We start from the raw sequence: 17,393 nt of genomic DNA on the forward strand, positions 1-17,393 counted from the left end.
TACGTCGGCACGGGCGTCAGCGCAGGGCGTCGGCGAGCGCGGCCACGACCCGCTGCTGTTGGGCGGCGGTGATCTGCGGGAAGAGGGGGAGGGAGAGCATCCGGTCCGCCGCCTGCTCGGCGTGCGGGAAGGCACCGCGGCCGTGGCCCAGGTGGGAGAAGGCCGGGGTGAGGTGGACCGGGGCCGGATAGTGGACGCCCGCGCCGATCCCCTCGGCGTTGAGCTTGCCCACCACCGCGTCCCGGTCCGCGCCCGCGGCGACCCGTACGACGTACAGGTGCCAGACGTGGACGTTGCCCCGAGCCGTCACGGGCAGGGTGAGGCGTCCGGCGGCCGCCAGGTCGCCCAGCAGCGCGTCGTAGCGGGCGGCGGCGGCCCGGCGGGCCGCGTTCCCCCCGGCCAGCCGGGCCAGCTTCGCCCGCAGGACCACCGCCTGCAAACCGTCCAGGCGGCTGTTGAACCCGGCCACGTCGTGCCGGTACTTGGCGACACCGCCGTGGTTGGCCAGCGCCCGCACCAGCCCGGCCGCCTCCTCGTCGTCGGTCACCACCGCGCCCGCGTCCCCGTACGCGCCCAGGTTCTTGCCCGGGTAGAAGCTGGTCGCGGCGATCCCGCCGCTGCCCGGGGAACGGCCGTCCCGGGTCGCGCCCTGGCTCTGCGCGGCGTCCTCGACGATCCTGACCCGCGCCGGCAGCCCGGCGGCCAGCTCGGCGGTGGCGGCGCACTGCCCGTACAGGTGGACCGGGACCACCGCGCGCGTGGCCCTGCCGACCGCGTCCAGCGCGGCCCCCGGATCCATCAGGAGGCTGTCGGGCAGGCAGTCGACCAGGACCGGCCGCGCCCCGATCCGGGCCACGGCGCCCGCGGTGGCGATGAACGTGTTGGCGGGCAGCACCACCTCGTCGCCGACGCCGACCCCGCTCGCGCGCAGGGCCAGTTCGAGGGCGTCCGTGCCGTTCGCGACGCCCACGCAGTGCCCGACCCCGGCGAAGTCCGCGTACTCCCGCTCGAACGCGCGGACCTCCTCACCACCGATGAAGGCGGTGTCGGCCAGCACCCGGTCGAAGCCGGCCCGTAACTCCCCGGCGACCTCGGCGTGCGCCGCCTTCAGGTCGACGAGCGGTATCTGGTTCATGCGACTGGGCTCCCCATCCGTGTCCCCGGCCACCGGCCGGCCATTACCCCATCGGTCCGCAGCTCCTCGAGCGCCGGACCGTCCGCCGCGCGCAGCCGGCGGGCCGGGCTCCCGGCCCACACCTCACCCGGCGGCACATCGGCCAGCACCGTGCTTCCCATGCCGGTCAGCGACCAGGCGCCGACCGCCGTGTACTCGCGGACCAGCGAGCCCGCGCCCAGGTAGGTCCCGCGCCCCACCCGCACCCCGCCGCCCAGGCGCACCCCCGAGGCGAGCGTGGCGAAGTCCCCGACCGCGTCGTCATGGGTGAGGACCGCATGCGGCATCACCGCCACGTGGGACCCGACCCGGACGGCGGCGGTCAGCACGCAGTGCGCGAGCAGCACCGAGCCCGCGCCGAGCACCGAGGACCCCGACACCGCCGCCGTGGGGTGGACCACCGTCGCGTAGCGGCTCGCGGGCAGCCCCAGGCGCCGCACCAGCCGGGCCCGTACGGCGTAGTCGCGCGGACTGCCGACGCAGACCAGCACCCGGGCGTCCGCCAGCTCGTGCACGCGCTCCGAGCCGCCCAGTACCGGCGCCCCGTCGACCTCCCGGCCGTGCAGGGCCGGGTCGTCGTCGAGGTGCCCGGCGAGCCGCCACCGCGGAGGCCGGCCCCGCGCCGCGTCCGCGGCGGCCACGTCCCGTACCGCCTGGGCGGTCTCCCGGGCGAACCCGCCCGCACCGACGATCAGCAGGTCCTCGGTGCCCGCGCCGCTCATCCGCCGGCCTGCTCGCGGAGCACCGCCACCACCCGGTCCTGCTGCTCGTGCGTCATGGTGTGGAACAGCGGCAGGATCAGCGAGTTCCGGCTGAGCCGCTCGGTCACCGGCAGCGGCGCCGCACCGTGCCCCGCGTACGCGGGCTCCAGGTGCGAGGCCATGATCCCGCGCCGGGCCGAGACCCCCGCCTCGAGGAGCACGGCGAGCAGCTCGTCCCGGCCGACCGGGAACTCCTCGGCCAGCAGCACCCAGTACGACTGGAAGGTGCCTTCGCCGTGACCGGGGTCCCGGACCGGGCGCACGCCGGGGACCGCGCGCAGCAGCCGGGCGTAGCGGGCCGCCAGCTCCCGCCGCCGGGCCACGATCGCGTCCAGCCTGCCCAGCTGCACCAGGCCGACCGCGGCCTGGATGTCGGTCATCCGGTAGTTGAAGCCGACCTCGAGGTAGCTCTCGACGACGGGCGTGGCGCTCGCGTGCCGCTGCGCTGCCGACACGTTCATCCCGTGTTCCCGCAGCCGCCGCAGCCGCCCGGCCCACTCGGCGTCGTCCGTGGTGAGCATGCCGCCCTCGCCGGTGGTGATCACCTTGCGGGGGTGGAAGGACCAGGCGGCGAGCAGCGCGCCGTGGCCGACGGACTTGCCGCCCACGGTCGCGCCGATGCCGCAGGCCGCGTCCTCCACCAGCGCCAGGTCCCAGTCGGCGCACGCGGCGCGCAGCGCGTGCACGTCCGCGGGCACCCCGCCCTGGTGCACGGCGAGCACCGCCTTCGTACGGGGGGTGCGGACGGCGTCCACGGTCGCCGGGGTCAGGTTCCCTGTGGCCTCCTCGACGTCCGCGAACACCGGCCGCGCGCCCACGTAGCGCACCGCGTTGGCCGTGGCGATGAACGACAGCGACGGGACGACGACCTCGTCGCCCGGCCCCAGCTCCAGGGCCACGAGGGCCAGGTGCAGGGCGGCCGTGCACGAACTCACCGCGATGCCGTGCCCGGCGCCCACCCGCTCGGCGAAGGCCCGCTCGAACGCGGCGACCCGGGGGCCCTGCGCGACCCAGCCCGACAGCACCGCGTCGGCGGCCGCCCGCGCCTCCTCCTCGCCCAGCCACGGCACCATGACCGGGATCCGGTCCGCGGCGCTCACCGGGTCTCCCCGGCGGCCGCGGCCGCCGCGTCGGCCGCGCGCTCGGCCCGCCACCATTCGACCAGGTCCCGCAGCCCGCTGCGCAGGTCGATCTCCGCGGTGAAGCCCAGGCGCCGCGCGGCCCGCGTGGTGTCGGCGAGCCGTCGGGTCACCCCGTTCACGGCGCGGGCCGGACCGTGCTCCGGCACCAGGTCCGCGCCCGCGCCCATCGCCTCGAGCAGGCCCAGCGCCAGCTCGAGCAGACTGGTCTCGGTCCCGCTCGCGACGTTGAACACCTCGTCGGTCAGGTCCGACTGCGCGGCCAGGAGGTTGGCCCGCGCGATGTCCCGCACGTCCACGAAGTCCATGGTCTGGGTGCCGTCGCCGAGGATCAGCGGTGGTTCGCCCGCGGCGATCCGCTCCATCCAGCGGATCAGCACCTCCGTGTACAGGCCGTGGATGTCCATCCGGGGCCCGTACACGTTGAAGTAGCGCAGTGCGACGTAGTCCAGCCCGTACATGGCGTGGAAGCTGCGCAGCATGCCCTCGTTGAAGGCCTTCGCCGCCCCGTAGAAGGTGTCGTTGTTGTACGGGTGGTGGCGCTCGGTGGTCGGGAAGGCCTCGGCCAGCCCGTAGACCGAGGCCGAGGAGGAGGCGATCACCTTGCCCACCCCGGCGGCGGCCGCCGCCTCCAGCACGTTGAACGTGCCGTCCACCATCACCTCGTTCGCCAGCCGCGGTTCCTCCGCGCACTGGGTGATCCGGATGGCGGCGAGGTGGAACACCAGGTCGGCGCCCTCCGTCGCCTTGTGCACCGCGGCCGTGTCCCGGATGTCGCCCTCGACGACCTCCACCACGCCGCTCGGCAGGGCGCGGGCCAGGTTCGCGGTCCGCCCCCGCACGAAGTTGTCCAGGACCACGATCTCGCGGGCCCCGTTGTCCACCAGCAGGTCCACCAGGTGCGAGCCGATGGTGCCCGCCCCGCCGGTGACCAGAATCCTCTTGCCTCGTACGCTGCTCAACGCCCTGCCCCTACTGAGTCGGTCACGGTCTTGCGTGCGAAAGGTCCGCGGATCGCCGTACACGTGTCGGCCCGCGCTCTTGCGGCGAACGGCCCGCCCGGAGAGGGCGGACGCCCGTCCGCGCCGCGAACGGTCAGCGTCCGGTGCGCAGTCCGACGACCGCACCGCGGAACTCCAGGCTCCGGGAGGCGGCTTCGAGGATGTCCAGCACCTTCAGTCCGGCCCGCCCGTCGGTCAGCGCCGGACGGCCGGTGCGGATCGCCGCGGCGAACTCCTCGACCATGCTGCGCAGCGCCTCCTTCTCGCCCAGCGCGGGCGCGACCATGTCGCCGGTCCGGTAGGAGACGAGCATGTCCCGGCGCTCGTCGGCGCCGATCTCCTGCGGTGCCGTCAGATCCACACCGCGGTCGAACACCGCGACGCGCTGGGAGGGGTTGAGGTCGTCCCACACCAGCGTCCGCTTGGATCCGCCGACCATGGTGGTCCGTACCTTCACCGGCGAGAGCCAGTTGACGTGGACGTGCGCGATGGCGCCGGTGCTGAGCTGGAGCGTCAGGTACGCGACGCAGGACTGCCCGGTCCCGATCGGGTCGGCGCCGTGCGCGGCGACGGCGACCGGCTGGACGTGGTCCGGGAGGATGAAGTCGAGGACCGACAGGTCGTGCGGGGCCAGGTCCCACAGGACGTCGATGTCCTTCTGGACGAGCCCCAGGTTGATCCGGACCGAGTCGACGAACTGGATGTCGCCCAGCTCGCCGGAGCGGACCAGCTCCCGGATGCGGCCCACCGCCGGGGTGTAGCAGTAGGTGTGGTCGCACATCAGCGTGAGACCGCGCTCCTCGGCCTCCCGCACGAGCCTCAGCCCGTCCTCGTAGGTGGCTGCGAGGGGCTTCTCCACGAGGACGTGCTTGCCGGCGCGCAGTGCGGCCAGCGCCACGTCCAGGTGCGTTCCGGCCGGAGTGGCCACGGCGACCGCCTCGACGGCCGGATCGGCGAGGACCGCCGCGTAGTCCGCGGTGGCCTGCACCGTGGAGTACCCGCCCAGCACCTGCCGGGCCCGGTCCACGTTCAGGTCGCAGAGCCAGCGGAGCCGGAACTCCGGAGCGGACTGGAAGTTGCGGACGAGGTTGGGACCCCAGTAGCCCGCGCCGACCACGGCGACGCCTAACGGTTCCGTGGGTGCCGGGCCGACGGCGGCGGCGTCCTTCGCAGTGTCCTTCACAGCGTTCCCCTTCGCTCCGCGCGACGCGCCGGCCGGCGCGTCGACCACTCGTGGCCGGGACCCGTGCGGGGCAAGGACGTTCCGTCGGCGGCAGGCGGGAAGCCCGCGCGACCCGTGCGTGACCTGTTCAACGGCGATGGCCCCCCACAACCGGTGGAGGCTCCGCGACATCCGCGTGCCTCCGCCCCCCGGCCGCCCGGCGCTCCCCGCGCGCCGGTCCGGCCACGGGCAGGCTGCGTGTTCCCCCAGGCAGCCGACCCCGTAACGACGGTCAATCTAGTCCACCGGGCCTACCGCCGGGAGGAGTTGACGACAAACGCCTGGCGCGGGTGTTCGACCCGTGCATACTTCCGGGGTGACCAGCATCGTGATACCGGCCCACAACGAGAGCCGGGTCATCGGCCGCCTCCTCGACGCGCTCCTGGCCGGCAGCCCGGCCTGCGGGACGGACATCGTCGTCGTCTGCAACGGCTGTACGGACGACACCGCGCGGGTGGCGGGGGAACGCGGGCCCCGCGTACGGGTGGTGGAGATACCGACGCCCTCCAAACACACGGCCCTGCGGGTCGGGGACGAGCACGCGAAGGGCTTCCCCCGCCTGTACGTGGACGCCGACGTCGTCCTCGGGGCGGACGGCGTGCGGGCCCTGGCCGGCGTCCTCGCCGGGAGCCCGGGCCTGCTGGCGGCGGCGCCGGGCCGCGACATCCCGCTGACCGGCTGCGCCTGGCCGGTCCGGGCGTACTACCGGGTGTGGCAGCGGCTGCCGGCCGTCCGCGCGGGCCTCTTCGGACGGGGGGTCATCGCGGTGTCCGAGGCGGGGCACGCGCGGATCGCCGCGCTGCCGCCGCTGATGGCCGACGACCTGGCCGCGTCCCTCGCCTTCGCCCCGCACGAGCGGCGCGTGGTCGAGGCCGCCCGCGTCGTCGTCCACCCGCCGCGCACCTGGTCCGACCTGATCAGGCGGCGGATCCGCGCGGCGACCTCGTCCGCCGAACTGGAGCGTTTCCAGGAGTACTTACGGGCCGGACGGACCACACCGCCCGTACGGGCCGAAGAACGGGCGGCCGGACAGGCGGAACGGGCCGAAGAACGGGCCGGACACGTGGAACGGGCCGGAGAACGCGCCGACCGGGCCGACCGGGCCGGACCGCCCCGACGTGCCGGGGCCGCCGACCCGCCCGCGCCCACCGCGCGCACCGGCGCAGCCGACCTGCGCGCCCTGCTGCGGACGGATCCGCGGCTGCTCCCCGCCGTCATGGTGTTCGCCCTGGCGGCGCTCGCCGCCCGCAGAGGGGCCCGCCGGGCCATCCGGGAGGGCGACTTCCACACCTGGCTGCGGGACGAGAGTTCGAGGAGCTCCTGAGCATGTACCTCGCGGACCGCTCCGCCCCCGCCGGGGCCCGGGGAGCGCCCGACCGCGGTGCCGGCCGCAGCCCGGTGGTCGCCTCCGCCGTCCTCGCCCTGGGCACGGTCAGCCTGATCACCGACATCTCCTCCGAGATGGTCACCGCCGTCCTGCCCCTGTACCTGGTCGCCGGGCTCGGGCTGAGCCCCCTCGGCTTCGGCGCGCTGGACGGCGTCTACAACGGAGTCGCCGCCCTGGTCCAGCTCACCGGCGGGCACCTCGCCGACCGGGTCCGCAACCACAAGCTGATCGCCGGCATCGGCTACGGGCTGTCCGCCCTGTGCAAGCCGCTGCTCCTGCTCGCCCACGGCCTCGGCCCGGTCGGCGTGGTCCTCGCGCTGGAACGCACCGGCAAGGGCCTGCGCACCGCCCCGCGCGACGCGCTGATCTCCCTGTCCACCCCCGCCGCGGCCCAGGGCCGCGCGTTCGGCGTGCACCGGGCCATGGACACCACCGGGGCGCTGCTCGGCCCGCTGGCCGCCTTCCTGATCCTGAGCGTGGCGGTCGACGGCTACGACGCCGTGTTCGGGGTCAGCGCCTGCGTCGCCGTCCTGGGCGTGGTCGTCCTGGTCCTCTTCGTGCCGGGCGCACCCGGCGGCGGCGGCACCCGTCGCGCCGCTGCCGAGCCGGGGGGCCGCGCCGTCGGCGTGCGCGAGGCACTGGCCCTGCTGCGCCTGTCCCGGCTGCGCGCCCTGGCCGGGTGCGCCGCGCTGCTCGGCCTCACCACCGTCAGCGACGCCTTCGTCTACCTGCTGCTGCAACGCCGCACCGGCATCGCCGACCAGTGGTTCCCGCTGCTGCCGCTGGGCACGGCCGCCGTGTTCCTGCTGCTGGCCGTGCCCGCCGGGGCCCTCGCCGACCGGATCGGGCGGCGCACCGTGTTCCTGACCGGCCACGCCCTCCTCCTGACCGGGTACGGACTGCTGCTGTGGGCGCCCGGCTGGCCCGCGCTGTCCTTCCTGGTGCTCGCCCTGCACGGCGCGTTCTACGCCGCCACCGACGGCGTGCTGCCCGCCGCCGTCGGAGCCACCGTGCCCCGGGAGCTGCGGGCCACCGGCCTGGCCCTGGTCGGCACCGGCCAGGCCCTGGCCCGCTTCGGCTGCTCCCTGGCCTTCGGCGCGGCCTGGACGGTCTGGGGCGCCGGCCCCGCCCTCTGCGCCGCCGCGGCCGGCCTGCTGTGCAGCGCGGCCGTCGCCGCCTTCGTCCTGCGCCCGCCCGCCGGACCGCCCCGGCGCCCCCGGGCGAACCCGGCCACCCGAGCCATCCGAGCCACCCGAGGAACCCGATGAAGCCAATGCAGCCGTCGCGCCGCCTGCTCGTCCTCACCGCGGCCGTGCTGCTCCTCGGCGTCCTCGCCGCCGGGTTCGTCGTGCGGGCCGCCTCCCGCGCCGACCGGCCGCAGCAGGACGGCCCCGCCGTCGCCGCGGGCGGCGTCACCCTCACCCAGCGGGACCGGCTGACCTTCCTGAGCGGCGCCCAGGGTCCGCACCGCGGGGCCCTCGCCTCGGTCCCGGCCGGCTCCCCGCAGGCCGCGCGCACGGCCTCCGACCTCACCTGCCGGCGCTTCCACGCCGCCGCGGGCACCGGCGTCTGCCTGCGCTCCACGCCCGGGGCCCTGGCCCAGGACAACCAGGCGGTGATCGTCGACGCCGAGCTGCGCACGCTGCGCAGCTTCCCCCTGGCGGGCACGCCCAGCAGGGCGCGGGTATCGCCGAGCGGCCGGTTCGCCGCCTGGACGGTCTTCGTCTCCGGCGAGTCCTACGGCTCCGCGTTCTTCTCCACCCGCACCTCGGTCCTGGACACCCGTGACGGGCGGCTGGAGGCCAGTCTGGAGGAGTTCACCGTGCTCATGGACGGCCGCGAGTACCGCGCCGCCGACGTGAACTTCTGGGGCGTGACCTTCGCCAAGGACGACGACACCTTCTACGCCACCCTCGCCACCGCCGGCCGGACCCACCTGGTCAGGGGGTCGATCGCGCGGCGTACGGTCACCACCCTCGCGCAGAACGTCGAGTGCCCGTCCCTGTCCCCGGACGAGACCCGCATCGCGTACAAGAAGCGCGTGCGGGCCGGTGCCGCGCTGTGGCGCGAGCACGTCATGGACCTGGGAACCCTGCGTGAGCACCCCCTCGCGGAGAAGCGCAGCGTGGACGACCAGGCCGCCTGGCTCGACGACGGGACCCTCGCCTACGCGCTGCCCGCCGAGGGCGCCCCCGACACCACGGACCTGTGGACCGTCCCGGCCGACGGCTCCGGCGCCCCCCGCCTGCTGACCCCCGCGGCCTCCTCCCCGACCCGCCTGGGCTGAGCATGTCCGCTTCGTGACAAGAGTTACATCCGCCCCACAATCGCGGGTTTCCCGTGAATCATTATTTTCCGGAATCGTCGTATACCGGCCGGGAGAGACATGGGACGCGCAGGCAGCTGGACGGGCAACTGGCGCATGGCCCTGCCCGTGGCGGGTGGAGCGGTCGTACTCGGCCTGGGCGGCCTCTACGTCACCGCCCTCGTGGCGGGCGGCGACATCCCCCAGGGCACGAGCGTGCGCGGAGTGGACATCGGCGGCATGAGCCGGGCCGAAGCCCGGCGGACGCTGACCAGGGTGCTCGGCCCCGGCGCCGCGGCGCCCCTCGTGATGACGATCGGCGACCGCGTCGAGCGGGTCGCCCCCGCCGCGCTCGGCCTGTCCCTCGACACCGGCGCGACCGTCGACAGCGCCGTCCGCACCGGCTACGGGCCGGCCACCGTCTTCGGCAGGTTCTTCGGCTCCGGCGACCGGGACGTCGAGCCCGTGGTCCGCGTGGACGAGCGGACCGGCCGCGCCGCGCTCGACCGCATCGGCGCCACCACCGCGCAGCCCGTCCGCGAGGGAGCGATCGCCTTCGAGGAGGGCACGGCGAAGGCCGTCGCCCCCCGGCCCGGCGTCACCCTGGTCGAGGACCGGGCCCTCGACACCCTCCGCGCCGCCTACCTGCGGCCGCAGGCCGCCCCCGTCACGCTGCCCGTCGAGCGCACCCAGCCGCGCGTCGGGGCCGAGGAGACCGGACGGGCCATGCGGCAGTTCGCACGGCCCGCGATGTCGGGACCCGTGACGCTCACCGTCGCCGGGAAGCGCATACCCATCAGCCCCGCCGTGCTCGGCGAGCACCTGAAGATGACCCCCGACGGCCAGAGCCGTCTCGTGCCGTCCCTCGACTCCAAGGGCCTGCTCGCCGACCCGGCCCTGGCCCGCCCGCTCGAGGAGGCCACCCGGATCCCCCGCGACGCCGAGCTCGGCGTCGGCGCGGACGGCCGCGTGGTCCTGGGAGACCCCGGCAGCGCGGGCCGGCAGGTCACCCAGGCGGCGCTCGGCAAGGCGGTGCTGCCCCTGCTGACCCGTTCGGGCGCGGACCGCAGCGCCGAGGTCCCCACCGTCGCGGTCCAGCCGGACCTCACGAGCGCCGAGGCGCGGCGGCTCGGCATCAAGGAGAAGGTCTCCTCCTTCACCGTGGCCTTCCCGGCCGCCCCGTACCGCACCACGAACATCGGCCGGGCCGTGGAGCTCATCAACGGCTCGGTGGTCCTTCCGGGCGAGGAGTGGAGCTTCAACCGCACCGTCGGCGAGCGCACCCCGGAGAACGGCTTCGTCGACGGAATCATGATCAACGACGGCCAGTACGTGAAATCCCCCGGCGGCGGCGTGTCGGCGGTCGCCACCACCATGTACAACGCCGCGTTCTTCGCGGGCCTGCAGCTCGTCGAGCACGGCGCCCACTCCTTCTACATCGAGCGCTACCCCGAGGGCCGCGAGGCCACCGTCGCGTGGGGCACCCTCGACCTGCGCTGGATCAACGACTCCGGCCACCCCCTCTACATCCAGGCCGAATCCAACGACACCTCGCTGACCATCACCCTCCTGGGCACGAAGAGGTACGAGGAGGTACGGGCGACCAAGGGGCCGCGCACCCGCGTCACCGAACCCGGCAAGCGGACGGGCAGCGGACCCACCTGCGAGGTGCAGACCCCGCTGGAGGGCTTCGACGTCACCGTGGGCCGCGTCTTCGTGCAGGGCGGCCGGGAAGTCAAGCGCGAGGAGTTCGCGACCCACTACACGCCGCGCGACGAGGTCACCTGCACCCCGCAGCCCGAGCCGACCGGGTCGCCGACCCCCTCCGCGACGCCCACGGACGGCCCGACGGCGGCACCCGTCAGGTGACCGTCCCGGCGCGCTGTGTGCGCTTCGCGGGTCCCGGACGCCGCGAAGTGCTACAACTGGGATCGTGACCCTTCCTCGCCACCCGTGCCGGGCACGTCGGTGCGGTCACCCCTAGGCAACAGAACCAGAAGCGTCGCCGGCCAGGTGTTCGTCCTCCAGGTGGCGATCGTGGTGTTGCTCGCCGCCGGCGCACTCCTGGCCCTGGTGCTCCAGTCGCGACACGACATCGACCGGGAAGCGCGCAGCCGGTCGGTGGCCGTCGCCCAGACCTTCGCGCACTCCTTGGGGCTGCAGGAGGCGCTGAAGGCGCCCGATCCGGCCGCCGTCCTGCAACCCCTCGCGGAGGCCACGCGCAAGGACGCGGGGGTGGACTTCATCGTGGTGATGGACACCCACGGCATCCGTTACAGCCACCCCCAGCCGGAGCGCATCGGACAGCGCTTCGTCGGCACGATCGAGCCCTCGCTCGCCGGACGGGTCCATACCGAGAGCGTGCAGGGTCCGCTGGGCAAGGAGATCCAGGCGGTCGTGCCGGTCACCGCGCCGGACGGCAAGGTCGTCGCCCTGGTCTCGGCGGGCCTGACCGTGGAGAACGTGACCGGGGTCCTCGACCGCCAGCTCCCCGTCATCCTCCTGGCCATCGCCACGGGCCTGGCCCTGGCCACCGGCGGCACGGCCCTCATCAGCCGACGGCTGCGCCGGCAGACCCACGGGCTCGGCACGCAGGAGATGACCCGCATGTACGAGCACCACGACGCGGTGCTCCACTCCGTCCGCGAAGGCGTGCTGATCACCGACGGTGACGGGCGGCTGCTCCTGGCGAACGACGAGGCCAAACGGCTGCTGGGCCTGCCGGACGACGCCGAGGGCCGCCACATCGGGGACGTACCGGGCCTGGACCGCCGGATGGCGGACCTGCTGCTGTCCGCCCGGGTGGCCACCGACGAGGTGCTCGAGACCGGGGACCGGCTGCTCGTGGTCAACCAGCGGCCCACCCACACCCGGGGCCGGGCGGAGGGCCTCGCGGTCACCATCCGCGACTCCACCGAGATGCGGCTGCTGACCAGCCGCGCCGATACGGCCCGCCGACGGCTCAAGCTGCTCTACGACGCCGGCGTGGACATCGGCACCACCCTCGACGTGGTCCGGACGGCGGAGGAGCTCGCCGCCGTCACCGTCCCCCGGTTCGCGGACTTCGTCACCGTCGACCTGGCCGATCCGGTGCTCGACGGCGACGAGCCCGGCCCGGGGGCCGACATGCGGCGCACGGCCGTCGGCGGCATCCGCTCCGACCACCCCCTCTACCCCCTCGGCCGGCTGATCGACTTCCTCCCCTCCACCCCGCAGGCCCGGGGCTACGGCACCGGCCAGGCCGAGCTGGTGCCCGACCTGGCCGACGCGCCGGGCTGGCAGGCCCAGGACCCGCCGCGCGCCCGGGCCATCGTCGACTACGGGATCCACTCCCTCATCGCGGCCCCGCTGACGGCCAGGGGCGTCGTGCTCGGCGTGGTCAACTTCTGGCGGTCGCAGAAACCCGAGCCCTTCGACGAGGACGACCTGTCCCTGGCCGAGGAACTCGTCGCCCGCGCCGCGATCAGCATGGACAACGCCCGCCGCTACACCCGCGAGCACGCCCTCGCCGAAACGCTCCAGCGCAGCCTGCTGCCGCGCGCCCTGCCCGAGCAGAGCGCCATGGACGTGGCGCACTTCTACCTGCCCGCGCAGTCCGGGGTCGGCGGGGACTGGTTCGACGTCATCCCGCTGCCGGGCAGCCGGGTGGCCCTGGTCGTGGGAGACGTCGTCGGGCACGGCCTGCACGCCGCGGCCACCATGGGGCGGCTGCGCACGGCGGTGCACAACTTCTCCTCCCTCGACCTGCCCCCCGACGACCTGCTGGCCCGGCTCGACGACCTCGTCCAGCGCATCGACCACGACGACGACGGGGACGGCGAGGGCACGCACACCGGCGTCCTGGGCGCGACCTGCCTGTACGCCGTGTACGACCCGGTGACCCAGACCTGCACCATGGCGCGGGCGGGGCACCTGCCACCCCTGATGGTCACCCCCGACGGCACGGCACAGATCGTCGAACTGCCGACCGGCCCCCCGCTCGGCCTGGGCGGCATGCCCTTCGAGACGGCGGAGGTGCACCTGCCGGAGGGCAGCCAGCTCGTGCTGTACACGGACGGGCTGGTGGAGGAACGCACCCGGGACATCGCCGAGGGCCTGGAGCTGCTGCGCACCGCGCTGAGCCGCCCCGGCCGGGACCCGTACGAGAGCTGCCGGGCCGTGCTCGACGCCCTGCTGCCCGCGCGGCCGAGCGATGACGTGGCGCTGCTCATCGCCCGGACGCGGATCCTCGGCCCGGACCGGGTCGCCCAGTGGGACGTGCCCTCCGACCCGAGCGCGGTGGGCGCCGTGCGCAACGCCGCCTCGGGCAAGCTCGACGAGTGGGGCCTGGGGGAGCTGGGCTTCGCCACGGAACTCATCCTCAGCGAGCTCGTCACCAACGCCCTGCGCCACGGGCGCGCGCCGGTGCGGGTGAGGCTGCTGCACGACCACACGCTCACCTGCGAGGTGTGGGACGCCAGCAGCACCGCCCCGCACCTGCGGTACGCCGCGACCACGGACGAGGGCGGGCGCGGGCTGTTCCTCGTGGCGCAGCTCAGCGACCACTGGGGCACCCGGTACACGCCCGACGGCAAGGTCATCTGGGCGGAGCAGGCGCTGCCCGGCTCCGCCTGACGGAAATCTGCACACCGTGTGCGCGAACGGGCCCGCCCGCGTTCACCGTTGCGCGAGATGTCGGACATGCCCCATGCGGTTGCTGATGGTCTGTCCCTTATCTTCCCCGCGGACACCGGACCCCGCATTTCCGTTACTCGATCTCGCAGAGAAGCTGTGACCATTCGGTGAACGAAGCGCCACACCCGCACTTCGAGCAACTCATCCGCCCGTGAAAGGGCGTCAACGGGATTGGCCGGGTGGCCCGTTCGCGTGCTTTCATCATGCCGCTGCGGCCGTCGGAAGAATGCGGCCGAGTTCCCCCTGCACAGGAAAGGTGCGCAATCATGCGTGACAACATCGAGACCCGTGAGATCGACGACACCGAGCTGGACGCCGTCTCCGGCGGTGTCATCAGCGTCTCCGGCGGCCTCGCCGGCGCCGTGTCCGGCGACGTCCGCACCGTGGTGGGCGTCGTGGGCTCCCTCGACACCGTCCAGGCGGCGCAGGGTCTCGTCGCGGGCGTCCCGGGCCTGGTCTCGGGCGTCACCGGCGTTTCCGTGAACCTCGGCCGCGCCGGCCTCTGAGCCGATAGTGCGCACGAACCCCGGAGTGCCCCCCACGGCTCCGGGGTTCGTGCAATGGGGTCCAGGCGTCGACGAATCCGGTCGAACGAATCCAGTCGAGCGAATGCAGCTGCGCGCATGCAGTTGAACGAATGCAGTTGAAGGAATAGTCCGTGCAGTTTCGCCAAAAGGCTCTTTCCAAGCTGCAATCACCCGAAGAACTCGACCTGCCCGTACGCTTCGCGCGCCCGCAAGGACGCCTCGTCCTGGCCGTCACGGTCCTCGTCATGGCCGCCGCGGCCTTCTGGGCCCTCACCGGCACCGTCTCCTCCAAGATGAGCGCACCCGGCATCCTCACGCGCGCCGAGGGCAGTTACGTGCTCCAGAGCCCCGTCGCGGGACAGGTGACCGAGGTCCTCGCCGAGGAGGGCCGGCTGCTGGCCCCCGGCACGCCCCTGCTCACCATCCGTACGGAGCAGGGCGACAAGCCCGTGCGCGCGGTGACCGGCGGCCGGCTGACGACGCTCGTCGCCCGGGTGGGCTCGGTCGTCACGACCGGCGCGGACGTGGCCACCCTGGAACACGTGAAGAACCCGGACGACCCCCTGGTGGCCGTGCTGTACGTGCCGGGCGCCGGCGGCGCGGCGATCACGGTGGGAGCACCCGTCGACCTCACCGTCCAGTCCGTCCCCCAGCGGCAGTTCGGCGTACTGCGCGGCCGCGTCACCGCGGTCGGCCGCGCCCCCCAGACACCCGCGCAGATCAGCGGCTTCCTCGGCGACAAGGGCCTCGCCGACCAGTTCTCCCGGCAGGGCAACCCGGTCGCGGTCCTCGTGAAGCTGGAGCGCTCCTCCACCACGAAGTCCGGCTACGCGTGGTCCTCCACGGACGGGCCCCCCTACGCCGTCGAGTCCGCCACCCCGGTCACCGGCGCCGTCCACCTCGCCGCGCAGCGCCCCGTCGACTGGCTGCTGCCGTGAGCGCCCCCCGCAGGGCCGCCCCCCACAGCCGCCCCCGCCGCAGGTCCGCGCACGCCCCCACGTCCCGCAAGGCGCCCCGGGCCGCCGCGCGGGCCGCCACGCCCCGGACCGTACGCACCCCCACCGTGCTCCAGATGGAGGCGGTGGAGTGCGGAGCCGCCGCCCTGGCCATGGTGCTCGGCCACTACGGCCGCCACGTCCCGCTGGAGGAGCTGCGCATCGGCTGCGGCGTCTCCCGCGACGGCTCCCGCGCCAGCAACCTCCTCAAGGCCGCCCGCGGTTACGGGCTGAAGGCCAAGGGCATGCAGATGGACCTGGCCGCACTCGCCGAGGTGAGAGCCCCGGCCGTGCTCTTCTGGGAGTTCAACCACTACGTCGTCTACGACGGCACGGGCCGCCGCTTCGGCCGCCGGGGCGTCTACGTCAACGACCCCGCCAAGGGCCGCCGTTTCGTACCCATGGACGAGTTCGACACCAGCTTCACCGGGGTCGTGCTCACCTTCGAGCCCGGCGACGGCTTCCGCCGCGGCGGCCGCAAGCCCGGCGTCCTGGGCGCCATACCGGCCCACCTGCGCGGCACGTCGGGCACCCTGGCCGCCGCCGTCCTCTCCAGCCTCCTGCTGGTGGCCGTCGGCGCGTCGGTGCCCGCCCTCAGCCGCACGTACATCGACATGTTCCTCATCGGCCGGCAGACGTCCCTGCTGGGCGTGCTGTTCGCGGCCATGGCCGTCACCCTCGTCCTCACCGCCGTGCTCACCGCGCTGCAACAGGCCAATCTGCTGCGCGGGCGCATCATCTCCTCCACCCTCGGCAGCGCCCGGTTCCTGCGGCACCTGCTGCGGCTCCCCGTCACCTTCTACTCCCAGCGCAACCCGGCCGACCTGGTCCAGCGCCTGCAGTCCAACGACGCGGTCGCCGAAACCCTCGCCCGCGACCTGGCCGCCGCGGGCGTGGACGCCGTCGTGGTCGTGCTGTACGCCGTGCTGCTGTGGACCTACGATCCGCAGCTCACCGTCGTCGGCGTGCTGATCGCGCTGCTCAACGTGGTGGCCATGCGCGTCGTGATCCGCCTCAGGGCGACCGGCACCCAGAAGCTGCGCGCGGAGAGCGCCCGGCTGACGAACACCTCCTACAGCGGCCTCCAGCTCATCGAGACGATGAAGGCCACCGGCGGCGAGGACGGCTTCTTCCGCCGCTGGGCCGGACAGCACGCCGTCACCCTCGACGTACAGCAGCGGCTCGGGGTACCCGGCGCGTGGCTGGCGATCGTCGCGCCCACGTTGGCGGCCCTCAACAGTGCGCTGATCCTGATGATCGGCGGCCTGCGCGCGGTCGAGGGGCACCTGTCCGTCGGCCTGCTCGTCGCCTTCCAGGCCCTGGTGACCAGCTTCACCGCGCCGATCTCCCGGCTGGGCGGCGTCGCCGGGCGGATCCAGGACTTCGCGGCCGACGTCGCCCGCCTCAAGGACGTCGAGAACTTCCCCGTCGACCCGGTCTTCTCCCGGCGCGAGCCCGCCTCGGGGACCCGCCGCCTCAAGGGCCACGTGGAGCTGGACCACGTCACCTTCGGCTACAGCCCGCTGGACGCGCCCCTGCTCAAGGACTTCTCCCTGTCGGTCGGCCCCGGGCAGCAGGTCGCCCTCGTCGGCGGCTCCGGAAGCGGCAAGTCCACCGTGTCACGGCTGATGTCCGGCCTCCACACCCCCTGGCAGGGTGCCATCCGCATCGACGGGATGCGCCTGGAGGACATCCCGCGCAGCGCGCTGGCGGCCTCCGTGTCCTTCGTCGACCAGGACGTGTTCCTCTTCGAGGGCACCGTCCGCGACAACGTCACGCTGTGGGACCCCTCCATCCCCGACGAGGCCGTCATCGCCGCCCTCGAGGACGCGGCCGTCCACGACGTGGTCGCCCGCCGCCCGGGCGGCATCCACAGCCGCGTCGAGCAGGACGGCCGCAACTTCTCCGGCGGGCAGCGCCAGCGGCTCGAGATCGCCCGGGCCCTGGTGCGCCGCCCCAGCGTCATGGTCCTCGACGAAGTCACCAGCGCCCTGGACGCGGTGACCGAGCAGGCCGTCATCGACAACCTGCGGCGCCGCGGCTGCGCCTGCGTGGTCATCGCCCACCGGCTGAGCACCGTGCGCGACAGCGACGAGATCGTCGTCCTGGACCGGGGCACCGTCGTGGAACGCGGCCGCCACGAGTACCTGGTCGCCGCGGGGGGCCCGTACGCCGCCCTGGTCAAGGAGCACTGAAGTGACGTACGCG

13 protein-coding genes are annotated in these 17,393 nt (G+C 74.1%); 8 read left to right on the forward strand and 5 right to left on the reverse strand.

From position 1 onward, the window contains the following. Positions 1–16: 16 nt before the first annotated feature. From AB0D44_RS06545 to AB0D44_RS06565, 5 genes are all read right to left on the reverse strand, one after another. Positions 17–1,135, reverse strand: a complete 1,119-nt coding sequence (locus AB0D44_RS06545) for a DegT/DnrJ/EryC1/StrS family aminotransferase (RefSeq protein WP_362585327.1) — start codon at positions 1,133–1,135, stop codon at positions 17–19. Then, on the reverse strand, positions 1,132–1,896 hold the full coding sequence (locus tag AB0D44_RS06550) for a NeuD/PglB/VioB family sugar acetyltransferase (RefSeq protein WP_362585330.1): 765 nt from the start codon (positions 1,894–1,896) through the stop codon (positions 1,132–1,134). The genes AB0D44_RS06545 and AB0D44_RS06550 overlap by 4 nt, the downstream gene beginning before the upstream one ends. Further along, the gene (locus tag AB0D44_RS06555; protein WP_362585332.1) at positions 1,893–3,035 is read right to left on the reverse strand and encodes a DegT/DnrJ/EryC1/StrS family aminotransferase; all 1,143 of its coding nucleotides are present in this window, start codon (positions 3,033–3,035) and stop codon (positions 1,893–1,895) included. The genes AB0D44_RS06550 and AB0D44_RS06555 overlap by 4 nt, the downstream gene beginning before the upstream one ends. Next, a complete protein-coding gene (locus AB0D44_RS06560) occupies positions 3,032–4,036 on the reverse strand; it encodes an NAD-dependent epimerase/dehydratase family protein (protein WP_362585334.1) in 1,005 nt (334 codons plus the stop codon). The genes AB0D44_RS06555 and AB0D44_RS06560 overlap by 4 nt, the downstream gene beginning before the upstream one ends. A gap of 133 nt (positions 4,037–4,169) precedes the next feature. Continuing rightward, a complete protein-coding gene (locus tag AB0D44_RS06565; protein ID WP_362585337.1) occupies positions 4,170–5,258 on the reverse strand; it encodes a Gfo/Idh/MocA family oxidoreductase in 1,089 nt (362 codons plus the stop codon). 355 nt (positions 5,259–5,613) lie between these two features. On the opposite strand from AB0D44_RS06565, the gene AB0D44_RS06570 reads away from it, so the two are divergent. The 8 genes from AB0D44_RS06570 (at position 5,614) to AB0D44_RS06605 (ending at position 17,380) form a co-directional block, all read left to right on the forward strand. Beyond that, the gene (locus AB0D44_RS06570; RefSeq protein WP_362585340.1) at positions 5,614–6,621 is read left to right on the forward strand and encodes a glycosyltransferase family 2 protein; all 1,008 of its coding nucleotides are present in this window, start codon (positions 5,614–5,616) and stop codon (positions 6,619–6,621) included. 2 nt (positions 6,622–6,623) lie between these two features. Beyond that, positions 6,624–7,952, forward strand: a complete 1,329-nt coding sequence (locus AB0D44_RS06575) for an MFS transporter (protein WP_362585343.1) — start codon at positions 6,624–6,626, stop codon at positions 7,950–7,952. Between the two features lie 5 nt (positions 7,953–7,957). Further along, positions 7,958–8,971 carry a TolB-like translocation protein gene (locus AB0D44_RS06580; RefSeq protein ID WP_362585472.1) on the forward strand — a complete coding sequence of 338 codons (1,014 nt, stop codon included), beginning with the start codon at positions 7,958–7,960 and terminating at the stop codon, positions 8,969–8,971. A gap of 99 nt (positions 8,972–9,070) precedes the next feature. Further along, complete coding sequence (locus AB0D44_RS06585) at positions 9,071–10,858, forward strand: VanW family protein (RefSeq protein WP_362585346.1); 1,788 nt, start codon at positions 9,071–9,073, stop codon at positions 10,856–10,858. A gap of 144 nt (positions 10,859–11,002) precedes the next feature. Next, positions 11,003–13,603: a SpoIIE family protein phosphatase gene (locus tag AB0D44_RS06590; RefSeq protein WP_362585349.1), complete on the forward strand. Its 2,601-nt coding sequence runs from the start codon at positions 11,003–11,005 to the stop codon at positions 13,601–13,603. A 326-nt stretch (positions 13,604–13,929) separates the two neighbouring features. Continuing rightward, positions 13,930–14,169 carry a hypothetical protein gene (locus AB0D44_RS06595; protein ID WP_362585352.1) on the forward strand — a complete coding sequence of 80 codons (240 nt, stop codon included), beginning with the start codon at positions 13,930–13,932 and terminating at the stop codon, positions 14,167–14,169. A gap of 152 nt (positions 14,170–14,321) precedes the next feature. Further along, positions 14,322–15,128, forward strand: coding sequence for an HlyD family efflux transporter periplasmic adaptor subunit (locus tag AB0D44_RS06600; protein WP_362585355.1), 807 nt, complete (start codon positions 14,322–14,324; stop codon positions 15,126–15,128). A 125-nt stretch (positions 15,129–15,253) separates the two neighbouring features. Next, positions 15,254–17,380, forward strand: a complete 2,127-nt coding sequence (locus AB0D44_RS06605) for an NHLP family bacteriocin export ABC transporter peptidase/permease/ATPase subunit (protein WP_362585475.1) — start codon at positions 15,254–15,256, stop codon at positions 17,378–17,380. The last annotated feature ends 13 nt before the right edge of the window (positions 17,381–17,393 follow it).

Origin of the sequence: Streptomyces sp. NPDC048349, from assembly GCF_040651925.1 — a bacterium.
In the GTDB taxonomy this organism is placed as follows: Bacteria; Actinomycetota; Actinomycetes; order Streptomycetales; family Streptomycetaceae; genus Streptomyces.

Excerpts from the sequence above, each read along its gene's own strand:
- AB0D44_RS06585 (WP_362585346.1), top strand. The coding sequence starts at position 9,071 with ATGGGACGCGCAGGCAGCTGGACGGGCAACTGGCGCATGGCCCTGCCC.
- AB0D44_RS06575 (WP_362585343.1), top strand. The coding sequence starts at position 6,624 with ATGTACCTCGCGGACCGCTCCGCCCCCGCCGGGGCCCGGGGAGCGCCC.
- AB0D44_RS06550 (WP_362585330.1), bottom strand. The coding sequence starts at position 1,896 with ATGAGCGGCGCGGGCACCGAGGACCTGCTGATCGTCGGTGCGGGCGGG.
- AB0D44_RS06595 (WP_362585352.1), top strand. The coding sequence starts at position 13,930 with ATGCGTGACAACATCGAGACCCGTGAGATCGACGACACCGAGCTGGAC.
- AB0D44_RS06580 (WP_362585472.1), top strand. The coding sequence starts at position 7,958 with ATGCAGCCGTCGCGCCGCCTGCTCGTCCTCACCGCGGCCGTGCTGCTC.
- AB0D44_RS06545 (WP_362585327.1), bottom strand. The coding sequence starts at position 1,135 with ATGAACCAGATACCGCTCGTCGACCTGAAGGCGGCGCACGCCGAGGTC.